The sequence below is a fragment of the Streptomyces sp. 11-1-2 genome (genome assembly GCF_003595545.1).
GTDB classification, from domain to species: domain Bacteria; phylum Actinomycetota; class Actinomycetes; order Streptomycetales; family Streptomycetaceae; genus Streptomyces; species Streptomyces hygroscopicus_B.
Window position 1 is genome coordinate 555,164 of sequence record NZ_CP022545.1, and the last position, 22,721, is coordinate 577,884.

General features: G+C 70.2%; 26 protein-coding genes and 1 pseudogene. 14 read left to right on the top strand and 13 right to left on the bottom strand.

Annotation, left to right across the window (positions count from 1 at the left end):
- The first annotated feature begins 21 nt into the window (after positions 1 to 21).
- Positions 22 to 1,224: an erythromycin esterase family protein gene (locus CGL27_RS02595; protein ID WP_119984176.1), complete on the top strand. Its 1,203-nt coding sequence runs from the start codon at positions 22 to 24 to the stop codon at positions 1,222 to 1,224.
- A 6-nt stretch (positions 1,225 to 1,230) separates the two neighbouring features.
- On the opposite strand, the gene CGL27_RS02600 is transcribed toward CGL27_RS02595, so the two are convergent.
- The gene (locus CGL27_RS02600) at positions 1,231 to 2,157 is read right to left on the bottom strand and encodes an MBL fold metallo-hydrolase (protein ID WP_119984178.1); all 927 of its coding nucleotides are present in this window, start codon (positions 2,155 to 2,157) and stop codon (positions 1,231 to 1,233) included.
- A gap of 100 nt (positions 2,158 to 2,257) precedes the next feature.
- Between CGL27_RS02600 and CGL27_RS02605 the strand changes: the two genes are divergently transcribed.
- The 3 genes from CGL27_RS02605 to CGL27_RS02615 are packed head-to-tail and all read left to right on the top strand — an operon-like array spanning position 2,258 to position 6,075.
- Entirely contained in the window at positions 2,258 to 3,214 is a 957-nt protein-coding gene (locus CGL27_RS02605) for an AraC family transcriptional regulator (RefSeq protein ID WP_078638270.1), read from the top strand.
- A complete protein-coding gene (locus CGL27_RS02610) occupies positions 3,180 to 4,427 on the top strand; it encodes an AAA family ATPase (protein ID WP_162952852.1) in 1,248 nt (415 codons plus the stop codon). The genes CGL27_RS02605 and CGL27_RS02610 overlap by 35 nt, the downstream gene beginning before the upstream one ends.
- A gap of 19 nt (positions 4,428 to 4,446) precedes the next feature.
- A complete protein-coding gene (locus tag CGL27_RS02615) occupies positions 4,447 to 6,075 on the top strand; it encodes a VWA domain-containing protein (RefSeq protein WP_119984181.1) in 1,629 nt (542 codons plus the stop codon).
- 14 nt (positions 6,076 to 6,089) lie between these two features.
- On the opposite strand, the gene CGL27_RS02620 is transcribed toward CGL27_RS02615, so the two are convergent.
- Positions 6,090 to 7,013 (bottom strand): alpha/beta hydrolase, encoded by a 924-nt coding sequence (locus CGL27_RS02620; protein WP_119984183.1) that lies wholly within the window; start codon positions 7,011 to 7,013, stop codon positions 6,090 to 6,092.
- Between the two features lie 181 nt (positions 7,014 to 7,194).
- Between CGL27_RS02620 and CGL27_RS02625 the strand changes: the two genes are divergently transcribed.
- Positions 7,195 to 8,040 (top strand): helix-turn-helix domain-containing protein, encoded by an 846-nt coding sequence (locus CGL27_RS02625; RefSeq protein ID WP_119984184.1) that lies wholly within the window; start codon positions 7,195 to 7,197, stop codon positions 8,038 to 8,040.
- 69 nt (positions 8,041 to 8,109) lie between these two features.
- Here CGL27_RS02625 and CGL27_RS02630 read toward each other — a convergent pair whose 3' ends face one another.
- Positions 8,110 to 8,937, bottom strand: a complete 828-nt coding sequence (locus tag CGL27_RS02630) for a M23 family metallopeptidase (protein ID WP_240450326.1) — start codon at positions 8,935 to 8,937, stop codon at positions 8,110 to 8,112.
- Between the two features lie 343 nt (positions 8,938 to 9,280).
- Between CGL27_RS02630 and CGL27_RS02635 the strand changes: the two genes are divergently transcribed.
- The 4 genes from CGL27_RS02635 to CGL27_RS02650 are packed head-to-tail and all read left to right on the top strand — an operon-like array spanning position 9,281 to position 12,076.
- Complete coding sequence (locus CGL27_RS02635; RefSeq protein ID WP_205587603.1) at positions 9,281 to 9,778, top strand: GntR family transcriptional regulator; 498 nt, start codon at positions 9,281 to 9,283, stop codon at positions 9,776 to 9,778.
- Entirely contained in the window at positions 9,664 to 10,689 is a 1,026-nt protein-coding gene (locus CGL27_RS02640) for an alpha-D-ribose 1-methylphosphonate 5-triphosphate diphosphatase (protein WP_205587979.1), read from the top strand. The genes CGL27_RS02635 and CGL27_RS02640 overlap by 115 nt, the downstream gene beginning before the upstream one ends.
- A complete protein-coding gene (locus tag CGL27_RS02645) occupies positions 10,686 to 11,516 on the top strand; it encodes an inositol monophosphatase family protein (protein ID WP_119984188.1) in 831 nt (276 codons plus the stop codon). Before CGL27_RS02640 ends, CGL27_RS02645 begins: the two co-directional genes overlap by 4 nt.
- Positions 11,513 to 12,076, top strand: a complete 564-nt coding sequence (locus CGL27_RS02650; RefSeq protein ID WP_119984190.1) for an HD domain-containing protein — start codon at positions 11,513 to 11,515, stop codon at positions 12,074 to 12,076. Before CGL27_RS02645 ends, CGL27_RS02650 begins: the two co-directional genes overlap by 4 nt.
- Positions 12,077 to 12,167: 91 nt before the next feature.
- Here the strand turns inward: CGL27_RS02650 and CGL27_RS02655 are convergent, their stop codons facing one another.
- Positions 12,168 to 12,737 (bottom strand): TetR family transcriptional regulator, encoded by a 570-nt coding sequence (locus CGL27_RS02655; protein WP_119984192.1) that lies wholly within the window; start codon positions 12,735 to 12,737, stop codon positions 12,168 to 12,170.
- Between the two features lie 125 nt (positions 12,738 to 12,862).
- Here CGL27_RS02655 and CGL27_RS02660 point away from each other — a divergent pair, with 125 nt between their 5' ends.
- Positions 12,863 to 13,774, top strand: a complete 912-nt coding sequence (locus tag CGL27_RS02660; protein WP_119984194.1) for an SDR family oxidoreductase — start codon at positions 12,863 to 12,865, stop codon at positions 13,772 to 13,774.
- A gap of 27 nt (positions 13,775 to 13,801) precedes the next feature.
- Here the strand turns inward: CGL27_RS02660 and CGL27_RS02665 are convergent, their stop codons facing one another.
- From CGL27_RS02665 to CGL27_RS02675, 3 genes are all read right to left on the bottom strand, one after another.
- Complete coding sequence (locus tag CGL27_RS02665; RefSeq protein ID WP_119984196.1) at positions 13,802 to 14,092, bottom strand: hypothetical protein; 291 nt, start codon at positions 14,090 to 14,092, stop codon at positions 13,802 to 13,804.
- Positions 14,089 to 14,373 carry a hypothetical protein gene (locus CGL27_RS02670; protein WP_119984198.1) on the bottom strand — a complete coding sequence of 95 codons (285 nt, stop codon included), beginning with the start codon at positions 14,371 to 14,373 and terminating at the stop codon, positions 14,089 to 14,091. Before CGL27_RS02670 ends, CGL27_RS02665 begins: the two co-directional genes overlap by 4 nt.
- 181 nt (positions 14,374 to 14,554) lie before the next feature.
- Positions 14,555 to 14,959 carry a nuclear transport factor 2 family protein gene (locus tag CGL27_RS02675; RefSeq protein ID WP_119984200.1) on the bottom strand — a complete coding sequence of 135 codons (405 nt, stop codon included), beginning with the start codon at positions 14,957 to 14,959 and terminating at the stop codon, positions 14,555 to 14,557.
- A 104-nt stretch (positions 14,960 to 15,063) separates the two neighbouring features.
- Between CGL27_RS02675 and CGL27_RS02680 the strand changes: the two genes are divergently transcribed.
- The gene (locus CGL27_RS02680) at positions 15,064 to 15,525 is read left to right on the top strand and encodes a MarR family transcriptional regulator (RefSeq protein ID WP_119984201.1); all 462 of its coding nucleotides are present in this window, start codon (positions 15,064 to 15,066) and stop codon (positions 15,523 to 15,525) included.
- Between the two features lie 19 nt (positions 15,526 to 15,544).
- Here CGL27_RS02680 and CGL27_RS51440 read toward each other — a convergent pair whose 3' ends face one another.
- On the bottom strand, positions 15,545 to 15,844 hold the full coding sequence (locus tag CGL27_RS51440) for a hypothetical protein (RefSeq protein WP_240450327.1): 300 nt from the start codon (positions 15,842 to 15,844) through the stop codon (positions 15,545 to 15,547).
- Between the two features lie 711 nt (positions 15,845 to 16,555).
- Between CGL27_RS51440 and CGL27_RS02690 the strand changes: the two genes are divergently transcribed.
- Together CGL27_RS02690 and CGL27_RS02695 are read left to right on the top strand one after the other, a co-directional pair.
- Positions 16,556 to 17,284, top strand: a complete 729-nt coding sequence (locus CGL27_RS02690) for a DUF998 domain-containing protein (protein WP_119984205.1) — start codon at positions 16,556 to 16,558, stop codon at positions 17,282 to 17,284.
- Positions 17,285 to 17,428: 144 nt separating this feature from the next.
- On the top strand, positions 17,429 to 18,475 hold the full coding sequence (locus CGL27_RS02695) for an amidohydrolase family protein (RefSeq protein WP_119984207.1): 1,047 nt from the start codon (positions 17,429 to 17,431) through the stop codon (positions 18,473 to 18,475).
- Positions 18,476 to 18,523: 48 nt separating this feature from the next.
- Here the strand turns inward: CGL27_RS02695 and CGL27_RS02700 are convergent, their stop codons facing one another.
- From CGL27_RS02700 to CGL27_RS02710, 3 genes and pseudogenes are all read right to left on the bottom strand, one after another.
- Entirely contained in the window at positions 18,524 to 19,351 is an 828-nt protein-coding gene (locus CGL27_RS02700; RefSeq protein ID WP_119984209.1) for a class I SAM-dependent methyltransferase, read from the bottom strand.
- 137 nt (positions 19,352 to 19,488) lie between these two features.
- Positions 19,489 to 19,788: a hypothetical protein gene (locus CGL27_RS02705; protein ID WP_119984211.1), complete on the bottom strand. Its 300-nt coding sequence runs from the start codon at positions 19,786 to 19,788 to the stop codon at positions 19,489 to 19,491.
- Positions 19,789 to 20,020: 232 nt separating this feature from the next.
- Positions 20,021 to 20,134 (bottom strand): annotated as a pseudogene (locus tag CGL27_RS02710) (IS5/IS1182 family transposase); the annotation flags it as partial.
- A 471-nt stretch (positions 20,135 to 20,605) separates the two neighbouring features.
- On the opposite strand from CGL27_RS02710, the gene CGL27_RS02715 reads away from it, so the two are divergent.
- The gene (locus CGL27_RS02715) at positions 20,606 to 21,004 is read left to right on the top strand and encodes a signal peptidase I (RefSeq protein ID WP_119984213.1); all 399 of its coding nucleotides are present in this window, start codon (positions 20,606 to 20,608) and stop codon (positions 21,002 to 21,004) included.
- 32 nt (positions 21,005 to 21,036) lie between these two features.
- Here CGL27_RS02715 and CGL27_RS02720 read toward each other — a convergent pair whose 3' ends face one another.
- Complete coding sequence (locus CGL27_RS02720) at positions 21,037 to 21,804, bottom strand: PIG-L family deacetylase (protein ID WP_119984215.1); 768 nt, start codon at positions 21,802 to 21,804, stop codon at positions 21,037 to 21,039.
- Positions 21,805 to 21,929: 125 nt separating this feature from the next.
- Positions 21,930 to 22,550, bottom strand: a complete 621-nt coding sequence (locus tag CGL27_RS02725; protein ID WP_119984217.1) for a TetR family transcriptional regulator C-terminal domain-containing protein — start codon at positions 22,548 to 22,550, stop codon at positions 21,930 to 21,932.
- Positions 22,551 to 22,721: the final 171 nt, after the last annotated feature.

The window sequence follows — 22,721 nt, forward strand, 5'->3', positions numbered from 1 at the left end:
TTCAACGATACCGTTGAGGGCATGGTTACCGACATCGAGTACACCGCCCATGCCGTCGAGGCCCCCGCCGTCATGAGGCTGCTCCCGGCCCGGCCCCGGCTGCTCGCCCTGGGCGAGCCCACCCACGGCGAGGACACTCTGCTCGACCTGCGCAACGAGCTCTTCCGACAGCTCGTCGAGCAGGAGGGCTACCGGACGATCGCGATCGAGAGCGACTGCATGATGGGCCTGGTCGTGGACGACTACGTCGCCTCGGGCACAGGCACGCTCGACGAGGTCATGGAGCGCGGATTCAGCCACGGCTGGGGCACCTCCTCGGCCAACCGCGAACTCGTGCGCTGGATGCGCGTCTACAACGACGGCAGGCCCACGTCCGAGCAGCTCCGCTTCGCCGGTTTCGACGGCCCGCTGGAGATCACCGGCGCCGCCAGCCCCCGGCAGGCCCTCACCGCACTCCACGGCTACCTCGCGGACCGGGTGGACGCGGACCTGCTCCCCTGCACCGGGGAAACGCTCGACCGCCTGCTCGGCGCCGACGACCGGTGGACCCGTCCCGCCGCGATGATGGACCCGGCCCAGTCCGTGGGGCAGTCGGCCGGGGCCGGGGAGTTGCGGCTGCTGGCCGACGATCTGGTGGCCCTGCTCGACACACAGACGCCGCACCTGCTCGCGGCGACCTCGCGGGACGACTGGGACCGGGCGCGCCTGTACGGGCGCACCGCCACCGGCCTGCTGCGCTACCACTACTGGATGGCCGACACCTCACCGGCCCGCATGACCTGGCTGGTGAGCCTGCGGGACCAGATGATGGCCCACAACCTCCTCACCCTCGCGGAACAGGGCCCGGCATTGGTCCACGCCCACAACGGCCATCTCCAGCGGGAGAAGAGCACGACGCGGATGGGCGGGATGCCGCTGGAGTGGTGGAGCGCCGGTGCGCTGGTGAGTGCCCGGCTCGGCGAGGAGTACGCCTTCGTGGCCACGGCCCTGGGCACGATCCGGCACCAGGGAGTGGACACTCCGCCGCCGGACACCATCGAGGGACTTCTGTACGCGCTCCCGGAGGACCGCTGCGTCATCGACGCCCCGCGGCTGGCCACCGCCCTCGGTGACACGGTGCCCACGCCCCGCGTATCCCCCTGGTTCGGCTACTCCCCGCTCGACCCGGCCCATCTGGCCGGCACTGACGGCATCGTGTTCGTCAAGGACGTCCCGCAGAGCTGACCCGCTCTACTTCTCCGGGCTGAATGTCGCCCATGAGCCGAGGGCGAACCCGCCACTGTTCCGTCGGACTTCCAGGGCGCCCGCTCCACCGAAGTGCGCCGGGACGAGCAACTCTCGTTCATCGGCTGCCCGCCCGAGAATCCGACGGCGACTGGCCACCGCTCGTTCCGGGGCCAGGCAGGCGTCGCTGTTGCAGCAGGGCTGGAGAATCTGCACCGGGCTGTGCAGCAGATCTCCGACGAAAACCGCCCGGTCGCTCCCGGAGGCGAGTCGCAGCACGGACGAACCGGGAGTGTGGCCGGGCGCGGACTCCAGGGTGAGGTGTTCGTCGATGCGGTGGAGGCCGTCCCAGAGCACGGCCTGACCGGCCCGGTGGATGGGCGCGATGCTGTCTTCGTAGATCAGGCGGTCGACCTCCCGCAGACCGTTCCCCTTCGCATTGGCCGGACCGTAGTGGGAGTCGTCTGCGGCCGGAATGAGGTATTGGGCATTGGGGAACGTCGGTACCCACTCCCCGTCCGCGTCGACGGTGTTCCAACCGACGTGATCGACGTGGAGGTGGGTGTTGACGACGACGTCGACATCCCGCGGGCGCACACCGGCCCTCGCCAGAAGGCCGAGAAAATCACCCTGACACTGGTGGAAAAACGGCGCCATGCCCGGCCGCTCGCGCCCGTTGCCCGCTCCTGTGTCGACCAGGACGGTCCGCCCACCGCTGCGCAGCACCCAGGTCTGCAGCGCAAGAACCGTCCGGTCACTGTCCGGCTCCCAGTGGTCCGGTGCCAGCCAGTCCTCGTTGTCCTTCCATATGTCGGCGGTAGCTCCCGGGAACATGCCGGAGGTGGGCAAGAACGGCCTGTGCCACTCAATGACCCGGATGACCTCGACATCCCCCAGCACCATGCTCTGCACACGCTCGTTCTCGTTCGTCATGTGCTCGAACTTAAAGAGGCCGAACGATCCTCTCAATGCGCGTCCAGCTCAAGGAAATACGCATCCGTCTCACGCCTCATACGGGAGATATCCTCGGCCCATGGATGTGGTGAGCGACGCGATCTCTGCCGTGCACCTCGGCCACCCCTGGTCCCATCGGGTGCGGACGAGTGGGAGTTGGTGCGCACGGCTGGACCCGTACGACGGTGCGGGCTTCTACGTCGTCCTGGAGGGCAACTGCTGGCTGCTGACCGACGGCGGCACCCTGGTGCCTCTCGGCGTGGGGGACGCGGTGCTGCTGCCCCATGGCACAGGCCATGTGATCGCCGACTCCCCCGTCGATGCGGCGGTCGCGGAGGAGAAGGCGGTGCCGTTCGAGCAATGGCTCGTGGCGGAAGGGCCGCGTGCCCGGCCTGCTCACGACGAGACGGAGATGCTCTGTGGCAAGTACTGGCTCGACTGCAGCCGCATGCACCCGCTCATGGCGGAGCTGCCCGAGGTCGTCCACCTTCCCAACCGAGTGGGCAGCCACCTCGAACTCCGTGCCGCGATCGACCTGCTCGCCGGTGAGCTGGACGAGAGCCGGCCCGGCTCCTGCGTCGCGCTGCCGAACCTGCTCGACCTCCTTCTCGTCTATATGATCCGCTCCTGGATGGCCGAGACCACCTGCGGAGTCTGGCCCGGCGCACTGGGCGACCCGGTGACGGCCTCCGCCCTGCGGGCAATGCACTCCAACCCGGCCGCGCCGTGGAGCAATGACCGCCTGGCGGCTGAGGCGGGCGTCTCCCGTCCCACCCTGGCGCGCCGGTTCACCACCCTGGTCGGCCGCCCTCCGATGACGTACCTCACGTGGTGGCGCGTGATCCTTGCCGCCACCCTGCTCCGAGACACTCCGGATACCCTGGCCACCATCGCCGGCCGAGTTGGCTACGGCAGCCCGTACGCACTCTCACACGCCTTCGAGAGGGAGTTCGGCACGACACCGGGGCGGTATCGAGCGAAGGTCGCCAAAGGGCCGTCTCATGAGCCCAACAGGGCTTCGCAGGCAGGGAGTTGACTTGGACACCGCACGGGACGCACAGGACGCGCAGGACACGGCCAAGCGGCTGCGGGCGATCGGCGACGAGCTGTCGGACCGTTTCTACGAGCGGGCCGACGTGGTGCGGACGCTGGTGGTGACGCTGCTGGCCGGGCAGCACTCGCTGGTGCTCGGCCCGCCCGGAACGGCGAAGTCCGAGATGGCCCGGGAGCTCACGGGCCGCATCGAGGGGGCGGCCTACTGGGAGATCCTGCTGTCCAAGTTCACCGCGCCGACGAGGATGTTCGGACCCATCGACGTCGCCGCACTGGCCCGAGGTGAGTACCGCCAGGTCTACGACGGCCGTGCCACGACCGCGCATGTCGCCTTCATCGACGAGATTTTCAAGTGCTCCACGGCGGCGCTGAACGAGACGCTGGGCTACCTCAACGAGCGGATCTACCACCCCGAGAGCGGCGGCGAGCCAATCCGCTGCCCGCTGATCGGGGCCATCACGGCGAGCAACGAACTGCCCAGCGGTGAGGATTCGGCCGCGATCTACGACCGGCTGCTGGTCCGGATCGAGGTCGGGTACCTGGAAGACCCCTCGAACTTCGCCGCACTGGTCCGCTCCGCCGCCAGCCGCCCGGCGGCACCGGACCGGACCACGGTCGAGCTGGCCGCGTTGCGGCACGCCGTGACCGAAGCCGTCCCGGGCGTGGACGTCCCCGACGCGATCGTGGACGCGGTGTGTACGCTGCGGGCCGCCCTGCGCCGTAAGGAACTCATCGCCTCCGACCGCCGCTGGCGGCAGGCGGTGGGCCTGCTCCAGGCGTCCGCGTACCTCGACGGCCGTCCGGCGGTCGCCGAGACCGATCTGTCGGTGCTGACGCACGTGCTGTGGGACTCCCCCGCCCAGCGTCCGACCGTCGAGCGCGAGGTGCTGCAACTGGTCAACCCCGACGCCAAGGAGGCGCTCGACCTGGCCGACGGGCTCGAGGAGCTGGAGGCCCAACTCGACGCCATGGCCGGGCAGTCCCGCGAGGCGCTGAGCGAGTGGGTCATCAAAAAGGCCCACAACAAGCTCGCCATGGCGGGGAAGCGGCTGGAGAAGCTGCGCCAGGACGCGGCGAGCGCGGGCCGCTCCACCGCCGCCATCGACCGGGTCAGCGGCCGCCAGCGCGCCGTTCGCGCCCGCGTACTCACCGAGGCGCTCGGCGTGGACGCGAGCACGGTGCAGGCCCAGCTCTGAACACCGGGGGATCAGGACCATGGGCGAGACACCGGGCCGGACACCGGGTCGGCTCGACGAGCTGGCGAGCCGGGCCGGGAAGTGGCTGGGCCGGTCCGCCGCCGCTCCCGAGCGGCACACGGCGGCCGTGGTCACGGACCGGTTCGACCGGATCACCTGGTGCGACACCTACGAGCAGTCCGCCGGACTGCGCGATGTGGCCGCGGAGCTGAACGAGCGTTACCGCTACACCACCGACCTCCTGACCGACGTGTTCCTGGCGGCCTACAAGGTCGGCCCGCGGTTGCGCGAGCGCGCGGAAATGGACCCCTCCCGGCTGGTCAACCACCAGGTCATCACCTCGCTGGTGGAGTCACTGGAGTTCGCCGAGCTGCGCCGGGAGACGGCCGGAGACCCCTACGCCGCCGCCATGGCCGTGCTCGCCCAGGCCGCCGCGCTGCGCGAGATGCTGGAGCGCTCCCGGTCGGCCCAGGAGCGGGCCGAGCGGGCGAAGCAGGCCCAGCAGGACGCCGAAGGCGCGGCGGACGCCGTGGGCGAGGCGCTCCAGCAGGCCGCCTACGAGGCGGACTGGTCCAACGGGGTCGGGGCCCCGACCGCCGACGCCGTACAACAGGCGATCGAGGCCGCCGAGACCGCCGACGCCGCTGCGCGACAGGCCGCCCAGGACGCCGCGCAGGCCCTGGCGGCGGCTCCCGGCATCCGTGCCGCCGCGCGGAACGCGGCGGCGAAGGCCGCCCGGGCGGTGCGGGAGGAGGCCGCGCTGATGCGGGCATGGGGCGTTGGCTCCGGCGAGCTGGAGCGGATGCCGTTCGACCAGCGCGCCCGGCTCGCCGAGCGGCTGCGCAGCGGCCGTCTCGCACAGTGGGCCGAGCTGATCGGTCGCTTCCGGCAGATGGCCGGCGGTGAGCGCGCCCGCAAGGTGGAGAACGCCACCGGCGAGCTGGTCGGCGTCACGCTCGGCGATGACCTCTCCCGCGTCATCCCCTCCGAACTGGCCAACCTCGGCCTGCCCGAACTGCGTGCGGTGTTCGCCGCGCGCTACGCCGCCGGGGAGCTGATGCTCTACGACAGCCAGGGAGAGCAGGCCACCGGCCAGGGCGCCATCATCGCGTGCGTGGACACCTCGCACTCCATGTACGAGGCGGGGCCCGGCGGCGTCACCCGGGAGGCGTGGGCCAAGGCGTGCGCCCTGGCGCTGCTGGATCAGGCCCGCCATGCGGGGCGTGACTTCGTCGGCGTCCTGTTCTCCGCCGCCGACAAGATCAAGGTCTTCCGCTTTCCGTCCGGCCGGCCCGCCGGGATCGCCCGGATTCTCGACTTCGCGGAGACCTTCCTCGGCGGCGGCACCAGCTACCAGGCGCCGCTGACAGCGGCCCGCGAACTGCTGGAGGAGGAGTTCAACGACACCGCCCGCACGCGCGGCGACATCGTGATGATCACCGATGACGAATGCGGCGTCACCGAGGAATGGATGCGCGGCTGGAACGAAGCCAAACACCAGTTGGGCTTCCGGGTCTTCGGCGTGGCCATCGGCGCCCCGCGCGCCGCCGAAACCGGCTCGGTCCTGGAGGCCCTGTGCGACAACCTCCGCTCCATCGAGGACCTCACCGACGTCCACGCGGCCGCCGACCTCTTCCGTGTGATCTGACCCGGCATTGGATTTCAACGTTGGCCGAGGTGCTCGCGGAAGAAGCCGGCGAGCTTCTCGATGGCGGGGTCCACGTACTGCTTCTTGTCGTAGAGGTCGACATGGCTTGCGCCGTTGATCCAGTGGATCTCCTTGGGTCCGATGGCTCGCTGGAACGCTTCGACGCTCATCCAGGAGGTGACGGCGCGGGTGCCGACAATCATGAGCAGAGGCCGTTGCCCGATCAGCGGGATCGGGGTCAAGGCGTCGAAGGTCGCCATCTTGTCGATGCTGGTCCAGGTGAAGAAACGCGCCGAGCGGGCGTGCCCGGCCCGCGGGGTGCGGTAGTAGTCGAAGCCCTCGGCGCCGTGTTCTCCGCCGAGCGCGCGGGCCTGCTCCGCGGTGTCGGGGAAGAGGGTCAGGACCGGCGGCGCCTCACCACGAGCCTCGGTGGTGCGTGCTTGAGCCGCGGCGTCCAGCATGCCCTGGAACACCGCCGGGTCCTGGGTTCCGTCGGCTCCCAGGCGGAACTGGCGGGCGATGTCGACGGCACTGACCGTGGCGACGGCCTTGATGCGGTGATCGCTCGCGGTGGCGGGCAGTACGTAGCCACCGGAGGCGCAGATGCCGAGTGCGCCGATGCGCCCTGCGTCGACGTCGCCGTGAGTGGTGAGGTAGGAGACGGCCGCCTTGAGGTCCTCGACGCGGTGAGCGGGATCCTCCAGACCGCGCGGCTCGCCGCCGCTCTCGCCCTGGTGGGCCGCGTCGAAGGCGAGCGTGATGAATCCCCTCTCGGCCAGGCGCCGCGCGTACAGACCGGCGGCCTGCTCCTTCACACCGCTGCCGGGGTGGCCGACGACGATCGCCGGACGCGGACCCGGTGCCGGGGCATCGGGAAGGTAGAGGTGGCCGGCGAGCGGGACGCGGACACTGTCGAAGGTGACGCTGGTCTTCGCCACGGGATGCTCCCTATGCGCTGTCTCGGCGGGGCCGCACCCAGGTGGTGGGCTGCGCGCCCGGCACATCGCCAGGCACTTCTCCACCCTCGGCGCGGCTCTGAGCACGCAAAAGGGGCACGTTCTTGGCTGGGAAGAAACCTGCCCCCTCACTACGTGTGCCGCTCACGCGAGAATGGGGAGCATGACTCCGGCACCCGCCCCCCGCGAGCTCGGAGCCTTCCTCAAGGCTCGCCGAGCACAGCTGGCGCCGCAGGACCTGGGCCTGCCCGAGACGGACTCTCACCGCAAGGTCGCGGGACTGCGCCGCCAGGAGGTCGCCCAGCTCGCGGCCATCAGCGTCGACTACTACACACGACTGGAACAGGGCCGCGTCCGAGCATCCGTATCGGTCCTCGACACCCTCGCCCGCGCGCTGCGCCTCGACGACGACCAGCAGAAGTACCTCTACGAACTGGCCGGCAGGTCCGACGCGCGGCCGCGCCGTCGGCGGGGGCCCGCGCAGCGCATGCGGCCCGCCATGCGGCGCCTGCTCGACCAGCTCACGGGGTCCCCCGCCGTCGTTCTCGGCAAGCGGATGGACATCCTGGCCTGGAACGTTGCCGCCGCCGCCCTGTTCACCGACTTCTCGTTGACGCCTCCGGGGCGGCGCAACTACGTACGCCTGCTGTTCACTGACCCGGTCGTCCGCGATATGCACCGGGAGTGGGAGCACGACGCCCGCGACGCCGTCGCCGCGCTGCGCATGGAGGCCGCGGCGGACCCCGACGACCCCGAGCTGGCCCAGCTCGTCGGCGAACTGTCCGTCCAGGACGCCGACTTCCGCACCTGGTGGGCCGAGCACCGCGTCAACAACCTCAGCTACGGCACCAAGCACTACCGGCATCGGCTGGTCGGTGACCTGACACTGGACTGCGATGTCTGGAGCAGCCCCGACGGCTCAGGGCAGCGCGTCATGGTCCTCACCGCCGAGACCGGCAGTCCGTCGCACGATGCCCTGCGCATCCTCACCGCCCGGACGGCGGGGTAACCGGAGAACGCCCCACTCCCCCACCGGGCAACCTGAGTCGTGACCTGTGGAAACCCAGTCGGCGAACTCTCACTGGGACGGAGCGGAGGGCGTCAGCGGGGTGAAGTAGGTGGCGTCCTTCGGCACTCCATCATGTTCGGTGCCGTCGTCATCGCGGTAGCGCCATGCGAAGGGCAGACCATGGGCGGTCTCGGAGTCGGGTCCGCTCATGAGCTGGAAGTGCAGATGTGGCTCGGAGGAGTTGCCGGAGTTGCCGCACTCGGCCAACTGCCGGCCGACCGTGACCCGGTCGCCCGCGGCCACACGGAGAGATCCGCGCCTGAGGTGCCCGAAGCCCGCATACACGCCCTCGTCCAGCTTGAGCACGAGGTAGTTGCCCCATAGCTGGCGGGGCCACCCCAGACTGCGTATGAAGCCCTCCAGGTAGAGGTAGGCGATGCCGGGCAGCGAGGTGCGGGAGAAGTGGTCGCGCTGGCGGTCGGTGGTTGCCACGACCACGCCGTCGCCGGGGGCCAGGACGGGACTGCCGAAGGCGGGGTAATGGTGCGGGCGGTGGCCCAGTGGCCAGAACCGGCGGAACGGGGGCGTGGCCTGTGCCGAGGGGTGGTGTGTCAGGTCGATGGCGTAGGTCTGCGCATGGCTGTGCGTGTGGCTGGGCACCTTCGTGCCCGGACCGTTGAGGGCCTGCCAGCGTCCGGTGACGGGCACCTCGACCGGGACCGGTGTCTGTCCTTGCGGCGGGTGCTGCTTGCGCCACAGGTGCCAGCGCATCAGCCCGCCGAGCACCAGGAGGATGACGCCTGCGAACCAGAGCGGGCCCAGCCCCTGTCTGTTCACCAGGATGCACACCGCCCCGATGGCGAAGACCAGGCCGTGTCGTTTCCGCAGGGACGTCAACAAGAGTGCTCCTCGTTCCTTGCCGTGGTTCTTTACCGTGCGATGTTCACCGCCGATGGGTGAGAGCTTGATACTTGCGCAGATGTCCGGCGGGCCACCAGACCAGATTGATCAGGACTCTCGCGCGCGGTGAGCCGCCGTCCCGGTGAGGTGGCCCGCACCCTTGGATGCGAAGACCCGGGTTGGCCGATCCACTCACCGCCGGATGGCTGCACACCTTGGATTCCAAGGAAGAAGGCCGGTTCGAATAGTGAAACAACTGTCCCGTTTGTTCACGTTCCCGGCCTGACTCGTTGGCCATCGGCAGGTTGTCCGGACGAGTGGGCCGATCACAGTTCCCGATGTGAGTGCGACCAGGTATCTGGCGATCGCGGAGCGGTTGTCCGCCGAGCTGGCCGAGTGCGCCCGTGGCACACGGGTCGCCAGCGAGGCCGAGATCGCCCGGCGATTCGGCGTGGGCCGGGCCGCCGCACGGGCGGCCGTTCAGGAATTGGAGCGACGGTTCGTCGTCCGCCGGACCCAGGGGTCGGGCACGTTCGTCAACCGGCGCATCGACTACGTCATCTCGCGCAGCGTCCCGCCGTCGTGGTCCGCCACGATCGCCGCGGCGGGCGCCACACCTCGCGCACTGGTCAAGTCGGTGCGCACGATCCCCCTGCCCGCCGCACTGACGGACAGGTTCGAGCGGCCCGCCGGGTCGCCGGTGCACGAGGCCTGCCCGGTCTGGTGGACGTGCACAGCGACGGTCTGGAGAAGGAGCTGCTGCCGCGGCCGGGGGCCGAACTGCCCATGGAGTTCGCGCTGTTGTCCTTCGAGGGCAAGCTGCGCGCGGCCGGTGTGACGACGGCGTTCCACGGCGCGGCGTTCGAGGAGAGCGGTGGCCGCGGGATGCGCCGCACCCTGGAGAGCGCGCGGCGGATCTGCGCGGCCGTGGAGAGCCGCGGCGACGACGACCTGGTGGACCACCGGATCCTGCACCGGCTGGACATCCGCTGCCCGGAGGGTCTGGCCGGGCTGCGGCAGCGGCTCGCGGAGATCGGTGGCGCAGCCCGCGGGCCGGTCCTGGTGTCGCACGAGGACCACACCCCGGGCCAGGGGCAGTACGCGGACCGCGGCTACTACGAGCGGTATCTCGTCGGTACCCGCGGGGTCACCGAGGAGGAGGCCCGCGCCTACGTCGACCGGCTGATCGAGGACCGGGACGGCCGGCTCGACGTCCGCGAGGAGGCGCTGGAGTGGCTCGGCGAGCAGGCCGGGGCGGGCCGGATCCGGCTGCTCGGCCACGACCCCAGCTCGCCGCAGGAGATCGAGGAGCTGTGCGACCGGGGCGGCTCGGTCGCGGAGTTCCCCACCACGACGGCGGCCGCGAAGGCCGCACGCGAGCACGGCATGCCGGTCGTGATGGGCGCTCCCAACGTCCTGCGCGGCCACTCGCACAACGGCAACGCGTCCGGCCGCGAACTGGTCGGCCGCGGCCTGGTCACCGCGCTCGCCTCGGACTATCTGCCGTCGGGGCTGCTCTCGGCGGCACTGCTGCTCGCCGAGGACGGGCTGGCGTCGCTGCCCGAGGCGGTCGGCCTGGTCACCGGCGGCGCCGCGGACGTGGCCGGTCTCCCGGACCGCGGCCGGCTCGCGCCGGGTCTGCGGGCCGACCTGGTGCTGGCCGAAGCGGGCCGCCCCTGGCCCGTCGTCGCGGCCGTCCTGCGCGCGGCCTCGGGAGCCTCGGGAGCCTCGGGAGGTGGCGCGGCATGAGCGGCCGGATCACCTGGCCGGTGCCCGAACCGCACCTGCCCTCCGGCGTCCACCCGGCACTGGCCGCGGCGACCCGCGCCGCCACGGACGCGTTCCGCGCCGCACGCGAGGCGTACGACCGGGCCCAGCTGGCCGAGAAGGTGCAGGTCGGCGCGGACGGTACGCCCACGATGCGGCTGGACATCCTGGTGGACACCGCGATCGCCGAGGTCGTGAACGCCCACCGGATCAATCTGCTCAGCGAGGAGCTGGGCCACATCGACAACGGCTCAGCCGTCACACTGGTCACCGACCCGGTGGACGGCACGGCGAACGCCGCCTCCGGTGTCCCTCTGTCCGCGTTCGCGGGCGTCGTCGCGGTGGACGGAGTGCCGACGGAGGCGCTGACCAGCTGGCTGGACACCGGGCGCTGCTGGCACACGGTGGCGGGCCAGCCGTCGCCGTACCGCACAAACGGCCGTACGGAGCTGGACGGCGCGGCGGTGAGTCTGCTGCGCCCACAGGCCCATATCGCCGACGCGTGGTGGCGGGTGGCGACACGGGCGGCCAGGATCCGCATCCTGTCGACGAGTTGCCTGGAAGCGGTGCTGGTGGCCGAGGGGTCGACGGACGCGTTCGCCGACGCCGGCTCCGACACCCACCGGATCGTGGACCTGGCGGCCGCGATGGTGACGGTCCCCGCGGCGGGCGGCGCGGTGATCGATGTGCACGGCCGACCGCTGGAGATCGATCCCGACCTCACCCGCCGCTGGTCGGGTGTGGTGGCGGCGACCCCGCGGCTCGCGGAGGAACTGGCGGAGACCATCCGCGGAACGGAGGACCGATGACCAGTGGTGTTCCCGCTGCCCCGCTCACGGGCGAGGAGCTGACCGCACTCGTCGAGGGCCTCGCGGGCCTGCCGTACGGCGGGGAGGCCGTCGACCAGCGGACCCATGCGCTGCAGACGGCGTGGCTGGCGAGGGACGCGGGCGCGGACGACGAGCTGGTGGTGGCCGCGGCGCTGCACGACATCGGCCGGGCCCGGCCGGTCCGGGCCGAACACCCGGGGCTGCCGCACGAGGTGGCGGGCGCCGAGTTCGCCCGGCGTCGGGTGAGCGAACGGGCGGCGTGGGTCATCGCCCAGCACGTACCGGCCAAGCGCTATCTGGTGGCGACCGATCCGGCGTACCACGCCCTGCTCAGCCCGGCGTCGATCGCCTCTCTGAAGGTCCAGGGCGGCCCGATGGACGAGCACGAGGCGGCGGAGTTCGCGGCGCATCCGCTGTCCGCGGACGCGGTCGCGCTGCGCCGCTGGGACGACGCGGCAAAGGATCCGGACGGCCCGCGGCTCACGATGCCGGACCTCCTGGCGGCCCACGCCCGCTGCGTCGCGGTGCGGCGGACCTGACGTCGGTGGCGCCCCGGGGGCAGGCCGCTCGGCCTGCCCCCGGGGCGTTGTGCGCTTGGTCGACGAAGCGATGAGCGTCTGCTCTCGCGGCCTAGCTTCCCGACGTCGCCGAGAGGGCACGCAGGTCGTCGAAGGCTCGGGAGAGATGCGCGTCCAGGCTCTGTGAGGGGTCGTCGATCCAGGCCCCGGCCGCTTGGTGAAAGGCGGCCCAGCCGGTCCGAGCGGCCAGACCGGCCAGCCGGTCGGCGACACCGCGCTGCCGCAGGGCCTCCGCCACGGCTTCGGTGAGCGACGCGGCCTTGGCCAACTCGCGTTCGCGGAGCGCTGGTGTTTTGGCGATGACTTCCAGCCGCGGTTCGGAGAACGGGCGGTTCTCCTCCAGGATCCGTCCGGCTTCCCGGAAGGCGCGGAGCAGTATCTCGAGGGGCCGCAGACCATCGGGCGCTTCGGTCACCGATCGCATCAGCTCCGCGCGCAGGTCGGCTTCGCCGTGGAAGAGCACCTCGCGCTTGTCCGGGAAGTGCCGGAAGAACGTGCGCTCGTTGACGCCGGCCCGGGCGGCAATCTCAGCCGTGGTGGTCTGGTCGAACCCCCGTTCCCGGTACAGCTCCAGCGCCGCCTGCTGAAGACGGCGGCGCGCTTCCAGTCCGCTCCGTGGCACGCCCCCAGCCTATCGCGTTATGTCAGTGACCGACACCACATTACGCCAGTGACTGGCACTACGCGTAGAGTCAGCGACTGGCGCTAAGTAGTGCCAGTCACTGACGTTACGTGGGAGAGCGTTTCATGCATGTCTTCGTTACCGGCGGTTCCGGCCTGACCGGCCCCGCCATCGTCGCCGAGCTCGTCGCGGCCGGCCACATCGTCACCGGTCTGGCGCGCTCGGATGCCGCCGCCGCCCGGCTGGAGTCGCTGGGCGCCACACCGCACCGCGGCTCCCTGGACGACCTCGACAGCCTGCGGAGCGGCGCCGAAGCCGCCGACGGCGTCCTGCACATGGCCTTCGGCGGCGACTTCGCCGACCCCGACGACATGATGCGGCGCGACCGGACCGCGATCGAGACGCTCGGCCGAGCCCTGGAAGACTCGGGCAAGCCGTTCGTCAGCACCTCCGGCACGCTGGTCATGCCCCTCGGCCGGGAGACCACCGAGAAGGACGAGCCCGACCCGGCCGGGATAGCCGGATTCCGGATCCCGGGCGAGCGAGCGTGCCTGGGCTTCGCCGCCCGGGGAGTACGCACGAGCGTGGTCCGGCTCGCTCCCACCGTCCACGGCCCCGGGGACTACGGCTTCATCGGCATGCTCGTCGCCACCGCGCGAAAGACCGGCAGGTCGGCCTACGTCGGCGACGGCGGCAATCGGTGGCCCGCGGTGCATCGGCTCGACGCGGCGAGCCTGTTCCGCCTGGCATTGGAGAAGGCTCCCGCGGGCAGCGTGCTGCACGGGGTGGCCGAAAGCGGCGTCACCTTCAAGAGCATCGCGGAGACGATCGCCCGAGCCCTGGATCTGCCCGTGGTCTCGCTGACCCCGGACGAGGCTGCCGGGCACTTCGTAAGCCCGTTCATGGCCACCGTCTACGGCATCGACGCGCCCGTCTCCAGCTCTCGCACCCAGGAGCTGCTCGGCTGGTCGCCCACCCACCCGACACTGCTCGACGACCTGGAGCACGGCGATTACTTCGCCACGCCGGCCTCCTGACCACCTCGCACCGGGGCGGACAAGACGTCAGCGGAACCAGACCAATACGGGGACGCGGATCTCGCGCAGTTCGGGGAGTACGACGTACTCGAAAACGATCGGCTCCCCGCCGATCTGCAGGCTGTACCGGGCGCCGAGGTCGTCCATCGGGTCGCCCGGCGGCCGCCGGCCGCGATCGATCGCGCCACCGACCTCGAGGGCCAACGCGCCGAGGAAGTTCACCACCTTCTTGGAAAGGTCCGGTGGCATGTCGAGCAGCGTCTGTGCGGGGATCTCCTCGGTCCACACCCCCCAGCCGCGGCGCGGCTGGGCGGTCATCGGCTGATTCCCTCGAGCTGGTCGGCGAGGGCCTCCACGGAGACCAGGCGGGTGCCGGCGGCGGCGTTGGAACGGCTCTCCGCCGCGCCGGGGGCGCTGTCGAGCATGGCCGCCTTCCACCACTTGCGCATGATGCCGGGGACGGTCCCCTCTTCAGCGGCCAGGACCTCGGCGTAGAAGTGGGCCCGGTTCGCTCCGGTCAGCGCATCGCCGATGCCGTTGATCGTGTTCGGGATCGCCGGGATCCTGCGGTCGGTGGGGTGTTCGGGCTGTGCGCTCATCTCCGAGTTCCCTTCCCCGCATCGGGTGTGACGTTCTGCGGCCCCAGTCGAGACGCCTTCGCTCGGGCTCGGGTCATTCTCTCGCAGGACGTGCGCCCCATGGGGCGCAGTGGGAGATCAGGGTAGTCGGTGGGGCGCTCGGGAACGTGGCACCGCTCCCGAGCGCCGGCGCCGCGCGGCGTCAGCGAGCGCTGCCCATGTTCCGGTCTGCCTCGGTGCCCTGCAGCATGAGGGTGGTTTCCTCGATGCGGCGGAAGCGCCCGTCCGGGGCGAACTCGCCGAAGAGGTAGACCTCCGTGCGCACGGTGGAGCCGTCGGTCTTCGCGACGTCGATGACATGACGGTCCGCGTAGAGGTTGCCCTGCACCAGTTCGTCGAGGACCTGGACCGATCCGCCGGCGACGATCGTGCGCAGGTGGGCGATGTGGGCCATGAACTCGCCGCGGTCGTCCCAGCGGCCGTCGGTGCGCTGGCGGTAGTCGGGGGTGAAGTGCCGGTCGGCAGCCTCGGCCAGGTCAAGGCCGGGCGTGAAGAGCAGGTCGGCGAGGGCTGCGGCGACGTCGGGGCGAGAGGTGGCGGTGGCCATGACGGTGTCCTTCGGTAGCTGGAAGCATCGAAAACTGCGTGCGCCGAGCACGCATCTGCACCGTACCGCATATTGCGTGCGCAGCGCACGCTAATCTGGGAGTCATGCCGAACGATGTGGGACACGAGATCGCCGACGCGCTGGGCACGCTGCTCAGGCGCAGCACCCGTGAGCAGATCTACCGACGCCTGACCGAGGGCCTGGGCGAGGCCGTGGACGAGGTCACCTACCCCGTGCTCAGCGGCCTCGCCCGCACGGGCCCGCGCAGCGCCGCGGGCCTCGCCGACGAGATCGGCCTGGACCGCTCCGGCGTCACCCGCCGAGCGACCCGCCTGGAGGAGGCCGGCCTGCTGCGCCGTGAACCAGACCCCGCCGACCGGCGCGCCACTCTGCTCGCCCTGACCGAAACCGGGCGACAGGCCATCGAGACCACCCGGCAGCGCCTCGCCGCGCATATCGAGGACTCTCTCACCTCCTGGCCACCCGGCGAGGCGCGGACCTTCGCCCGCCAACTCCACCGCTTCGTCCACGACGGACCCTTCACCCAAGAGCGGCGAAGCGGATGAAACTCCCGCTGTCGGAGGCTCAGACCACCACGGGTCCAGCTCCGCGGATGAGATGGACGGTGAGCTGCGTTTCGGTGTTACTGGTGTTGACGGCGTGGATGAAGCCGTGGGCTGTGCGGTAGCGCCCCGTGCCTCCGGTGATGGCCAGGGTGATGTCACCGGGGCCGGCGCCGGTGATGGCGAACACCCCCTGCACGGTGATCTGCCCCTCGGACAGCGAAAGAGTGATCTGACACTGCAGGTCACTCGTATCCATGGGGCTGGTGCGGGTCACCGTGCAGGCCTCGTCGAATCGGCCCACCGTGACGTTGGAACGCAAGAGGTCCCCACTGACGATGAGTTGGTCCCCTTGGCTGTTCCCGGGAGGAGCCACGTCGACGGAGTTGGTCTGAGTGGGCCTCGCCGTCAGAAGGAAGACTTCTTCACCATGGCGAGGCGGCAGGGGGCCGGTGGCGCCTGCGGCCGGTGCGGCGGCCGCCGCCAGGGGCGCGCAGCACGGGGCAGCCGCCAGACCGGCGGCCGCGCTTTGACGTGGGGCATGGCGCTTCTCCCGCGAGAGCATGGGGCGGCCAGTGACCTCGTGCCACCTGAGGTGCCGATTCCCAGGTCAGCATCCGGTGGGTGACGCGCCACAGCTACTTCAGCTGGGCATCCAGGTGATCACTGGCCGGCGGTCGCCGGGAACGGCGGGCAGAGAGACCCGGGCCGCCACTTCGCGAGACACAACGTAGGAGGTCAGGGCGGTCGGGACCACCGCACCGGGGCGGGCGGGCGCGTTCCGGTTGTAGATATATGCGACTGTGACGCGCGGAACGCGTGCTTCCGCGCTGCGGCCGTGCCACACTGAGGTTGGCCCTCACCGCATCCCCCGTCGGTGAGGGCCACTTCGTTTCCCGGCCCCCGGAAGCCGGTGATGAAGCTTCAATTCCGCTCTGCTCGCAGTTCCGTGAACCCCTTGAGACGCGGACACAGGTAGGGGCTGCCCCACCTCGCTCCGGGGGCTTGTCGGAGTGTTTGAGACCAACGCCGCATGATCCGCTGTCTGCACAATCATCGTGCGAGAGAAGGCGGACAGGTGAAGGCTCGAATCGGATATTCCGCGTGGGTGGCGGGTGTGGTGCAGTTCTTCGCGGTCCACTGGTTCGTCGAGTCGGCCTGGGCGCGACCGTACAGTTGGGCATGGAACAACATCAGCGACTTGGGAAACGCTCACTGCGCTCTGCAGCCCGATCCCGAGCCACGCTATGTCTGCTCACCTGAACACGCCGCGATGAACGCCTCGTTCATCGCACTGGGAACGCTGCTCGTCATCGGCACCGCCCTGACCGGCACTCTGTGGCGCCGAGGCTCCGCCTCGACCGTGACCCGACTTCTGTTGGCCGGCGCCGGCGTGGGTTTCGTCCTGGCCGGGCTGGCGCCCGCGGACGTCCACGAGAACCAGCACGTCCTGGGCGCCCTGCTCATCATGGGAACGGGCAACGTCGGACTTCTTCTGACGGGAGCCAGGCTGGCGGATGATGTTCCGGGGCCTCTGCGCCGGGTGACCAGTTTGCTGGGAATCACCGCGCTCACGGCCTTCGGGCTCTTTCTCTCCCGCCACTATCTCGGCCTCGGCATGGGAGGCATGGAGCGGGTCGCGGCCTTTCCCCTCTTGGCGTGGGCGTTGGTTGTCGGCAGCCGCGGCTTGTTCCGCCAGAAGACCCGTACGCCGGACACCGCGCCGGAATCGCGTATCGCGCGGGCGCCCCACGGACAATGAGACGTCCTGGCCGACTTCCGGCTCGACCGGCGCGGCGCCGTAGGTGCGGCCTGTTCCAACGGCCATTCGGGCAAGGTGCGTTGATATGAACCGGCCAGTAAGATCGACGAATCGGCTCGTGCGGATCCGAGGAGGCGCTCCCTGGTGGTACTCCAGGTGCGCGGCGTCGTGTTGCCGGAGCGGGAAGAGCGGTCCTTCTGGATTGACGGGGACCGGCTACGGACCGAACCCGTCCCCGGCGCGGATCTCGTCGTCGATGGCGGATGGCTGCTGCCCGGCCTGGTGGACGTGCATACGCACCCGGGCACCGAGGACATCGACGTCCCGTTCAGCGACGACACGCTTCGTCGGCACCTGACCGATCATCGCGACTCCGGCGTACTGCTGGTCCGGACACCCGGGTCCGCCGCACACATACCGAGCTGGGTGGACGAGGAGCCGGGGATGCCGCGGGTGCGCTCAGCCGGACGGTGGCTGGCCACTCCAGGCCGCTTCTTCCCCGGCTTCGGGCGTGATGTGAGTGAGGCGGATCTGGTGCGGGCGGCCGTCGAGGAAGCCAAGGCGTCCTCGGGCTGGTGCAAGGTCATCGTCGACTGGAAGTACGACGAACCGGCGCTGCCCCAGGAAGTTCTCACCTCCGTCGTGCAAGCCGTACACGCGGTCGGCGGCCGTGTGGCCGCCCACTGCCAGACCGCCGATGGCAGTCGCCGTGCCGTTCAAGCAGGCGCCGACAGCCTGGAGCACGGCATGCACCTGGACCCTGGTCTGATCGACCAGATGGCTTCCCAGGGCACCGCGTTCGTTCCGACGCTCAGCGTCTTCGGCGCCGGAGCCGACCGGAGGCGCGCCGAGGAGCCGAGCGCACGTCGCGACTGGTGGCTGGCCGGCTGGGAGGGCATGCTTGCGAACGTCAGGGCCGCATGCGAAGCCGGCGTCACGGTACTGGCAGGCACTGACAGCTTCCCCTGCGGCAGGGTCACGTCAGAGGTCGAATGGCTGGTACGCGCCGGCCTGTCGGCGGAAGCAGCTCTCGGGGCGGCACCGTGGGCGGCCAGAGCCTGGCTGGGGCTGCCCGGACTGGTCGATGGAGGCCCCGCTGACCTCGTCGCCTATGACACCGACCCGACCCTCGACAGCTCGGTTCTGGCCCATCCCCGTCGCATCATTCTGCGCGGCCGAGTCATCGCCTGAGGGGCGAGCTGTCAGATGTGTGTGCGGTGGGCACGGCCGGAGCTGCGCCTACCGACGTGCGGGAGCCGTTCGCGACACCCGCAGCTCCGTGAGATACCGCTTGGTGACCCGGCCTCCGTACCGCCTGTCGATCAGCCCGGCGATGCACTCCAGCAGCCCCTCCCTGGCCTGCGCCGACAGCGCCCGGTGGCCGGAGTAGGTCCGCAGCACCGCCAGGTACTCCGCCGTGGTGTACGTCAGGTCCCACTCGTAGCGCCGGAAGTCGACGGGTCCGAACCGGCCGCTGCGTGCGACCTCATCCGCGTGATCCGAGGTGTCGACGTCCGCTGCGGCCGGAAGCCGCAGCCCCGGCGGGGCAGCCGGATCGAAGCGCTCGTAACAGTCCTGGACCTCGACGAAGAACTCTTCGCTACCGCCCGCCACATGCTGCGTGGCGACGACGGCGAGGGCGCCACCGGGGCGCAGCGCGTCGGCGGCCTTTGCCATCCGCACCGCCGGATCGATCCAGTGGAAGGCCGTCGCCGAGACGACCGCGTCGAACGGCTCCTCCCGCAGTGGCCAGGTCTCGAAGTCCGCCGTCACGATCTCCACCGTTTCGAACCCGGCCAGATTGCGCCGGGCGACCGCGGCCATGTCCGCGCCCAGCTCGACGGCCGTGATCCGGCAACCGCGCTCGGCGAGCGGCAAGGTCGCCTTGCCGGTACCTGCCCCTACCTCGAGGACACGACAGCCGGGACCGGTGCCGGCCACCTCGGTGAGGTCGTCGAACAGCTCGGGCGGATACCCGGGCCTGGCCCGGTCGTACAGCTCCGCGTCCTCGTCGAAGATCCGGCTCAGGTGGACACGGCGCGTTTCATCAGGCGTGTCGTCGCGCATGGCAGCACACTAGGGTCTGTCGTTCGGATCATTGAGCGGTCCTCAGTGCCTCGCTGTCGAGCAGGAGTCCACAGTGGCGCTCTGGCCGGGCGCTCTTCAAATGAGGAAGTGGCCAGCACCCGGCCGGAGCGCGTGCATTAGACGGTTGCGGCCAGCCAGCCGATGGTTTCGGTGGTGTGCTTGCCGTCGCTCTTGGTGGCGCCGGCGTACACCTCGTTCAGGCGGATCAGGAAGCCCGTGTTGGTGACGTCATGGATGCGGATGCCCGGCGTCTCCGGCCCGTTGAAGGTCTGGGTCAGCGGGAGGACAACGACGCTGGAGCCAGGCGGGAACGGGCTGGGGAACGTGACGCGCGTGAAGGTCGAGGTGTTACCGCCGCTCGTCTCGATCGCGTTGTCAGACTTCAGATCGATCTTGCCGGTCTGAACGAAGCTCATCGTCGACTTCCTCCGTCTATGGTCTGGATTGCTTGGCCGTCCTCGACGGCCGACGGGAGGCTTGTCACGAGATCGCCCCGGTATGCCGAAGTCCTTCAAACGAGTGATCGCCTTTTGGACAGCGGGACACCGTGCACATTCCTGCTGACCCAGGAAGTGCGACGAATTACCGGGCGGACCAGAGGAAGATGCCAGCGATGTGGAGTCCGGCCAGGTAGATCGAGGCATCGGTGAATGCGGGAGCATCACCGGCCCGTCCGGCGGTGAGAACGAACGCGAGAGGCCGACAGCGGGCGTCGGCCGCAAGGTGAATTTTCGTGGTCAGCCCACCGCGGGACCGTCCGATGGCGTGGTCGGCCGGTTCCCCGGCCGGGGCCCCTTTTTACGGGCCCCGGCCGAATGGTGGTGAGCCCGCACGATCGTGGAGTCCACCGACACCACCAGGTCAGGTCCTCCTCGGCGTCGGCCTGGGCCATCAGCGCAGTGAACACCCGGCCCCAGGTGCCGTCGACAGCCCACATCCGCAACCGGTTGTAGACGCCTCGCCAGTTGCCGTACCTCTCCGGCAGATGGACCCACTGCGTGCCGGTCTGCAATTTGAAGGCGATCGCGTCGATCACCTCCCGATGATCTCGCCAGCGGCCACCCCGCTTCGGTGTCCGGTCCGGAAGCAACGCCTTGATCCGGCCCCACTGCGCATCTGTTAACGGCACATCCGGACCAACGACGAACTGATCCAAACGAGACCACCTAGGGCCTGGTCGGCGCGCATCAGGCGCGGATCGCGTCCACAAGAGCAACTGCTAGCGTCCGGCGTGTGAACGACAGTGTGTACGTGGGCAATGCGGGCAAGGACGCGGCGCTGGACCGGGGGTGGCTCCTCGGGCACTTCAAGGACGTCGGCGATCCGCGCCACAGCGAGGCCGTAGAGATCAAATGGGGCGTCCACCCTCGGGGCGACGAGCGATCGCAGTGGGTGAAGGGCGAGGAACGCACAGCGCTCCTGGTTCTGATCAGCGGCCGTTTTCGCGTTGAGCTCCCCGGCCGCAGCGTTCTTCTGGCAGAGCAGGGTGACTACGTCGTGTGGGGGCGCGGAGTCGACCACTCGTGGTTCGCGGAGGAGGAGTCGGTGGTGCTGACTGTTCGATGGCCGTCCGTGCCCGGCTACGCAGTGGCGGAGGAGGGCGGGGCGCGACCGGCGCGACCGCAGAGCTGAGCGCGAAAGAGCGTTGAGGCGGTTGATACCGCTCAACGGCGCGGCGTCAGTTGGGTTTGGGTTGCCGCCGTGGGGACGAGGTCGCGGCGGATGTACCACTCAGTGGACACCAGTTTTGCCCGGTCGGCTGGCGGGAGTGCCGCAAGCCGACCCGGCAGCGCGCCCCGCGCCACTTCGGTGCGGTGGGCGAGCACCGCGCCGATCTTCTGTTCGAGCCAGGGACCGACGTCAACCGTCGCGGTGACCCACTCGTCGGGGACGCTGTACATCGTCCTGCCTCCCCGGACCAGGTGCGCGCCCAGCGCCTGTGCTGCCGAGTGTGGGTGCGTGGCCAAGTAGAGGGCGCTCGGCTGCCAGGGCGCGCCGGTGTCCGGGTAGAGCCGGTCCAGCCCTGCGGCCTCGACTGCGAGCGTGGTCACCCTGTGGGTGTGGAGATGGTCCGGATGGCCGGTCAGCCCGCCATAGGCGTCATGGGTGACGACGATGTCCGGGCGGAACGCGCGGATGTGCATGACCAGCCGACGCACCGACTCATCGAGCGGCGCGTCGCAGAACCGGACGCTGCCCGGGGCCGACTGCGGTGCCCGAGCGTCGGCATAGCCGAGCATCCGTGGCGCGCCGGCGCCGAGGATGTGGAGCGCATCGGCCAGCTCCGCGGCGCGTTGGGTGTCCTCTGCCCAGGTCGCCGTGACGACGGCGGTTCGCGCTCCCGCCGCCGCGTGCTGGGCGAGCACGCCACCCGCCGACAGGGACTCGTCGTCCGGGTGCGCGAAAACCGCGAGGAGGCTCGATAGGGGCATGCCGGGACACCTTCCGGTAGGAGAGCTGGGATCGATGGGCTCGACAGGTTCAAGCGCCGCTCGCCTCCCGGCGGGGTGGGCCTGCGCCGGACCCAGCCGATGTGGCCGGTCGTGCCGAGTCCGGCTCAGCGTGCGCCGGCCACCAGCTCCTGGTGGACGAAATCCGCCAGGAGCTCGCGCATGGTGCCGATGGTCATGCCGGGCACTCCGGTCAGCACCTGGATCGCCGCGCCGTCGGTGAGTGCGGTCAGCCGCAGCGCGACGACGTGCGGATCGGCGTCCGCGCGGAAGATTCCCTGCCGCTGGCCGCGCTGGACGATCCGGCGGACGGTCTCCTGCCAGCGTGCGTAGTACTCGTTGTGGGCCGGGCGGAACTCGGGGCGGATGGTGGCCTCGGCCCAGTACTGGAGCCAGATGGCCCACTCGTCCCGGACCTGGCCGACCCGTGGCAACTGCATGTCGATCAGCTTCAGCAGCCGCTCGTGTGCGTTGTGAACGGCGCGCAGTTGGGTGGACTGGCGGGCGAAGGCCCGGTCGACGCAGTACTTGAGGGCCTCCGCCAGTACGTCGTTCTTCCCCGGGAAGTAGTAGTGCACCGTGCCGGTGCTGGTGCCGCAGACCTTGGCGATGTCGGAGATGCGCACGGCGTGGAAGCCGCGCTCGGCGATCAGCTGCCACGTGGCGTCGAGGATCCTCGCCCTGCGGTCCTCATCGGTCCTGGGCTCCGTCTTCGTGCCGGTGCTCACATCGTCTCTCCATTCCTCGGTCCTGGCTCCCCGTCCGCGGCAGCGCTCGGCGTCTGGTCATGGCGCTCAGCGCCCGGTCATTCTGACTGATGCGTCAGCTCCACAGCAAGTCTGGCGACCACGGTGAACTCCCTTCCCTCCATAGGAATTATCTCGCTGCACCCCCTTGAC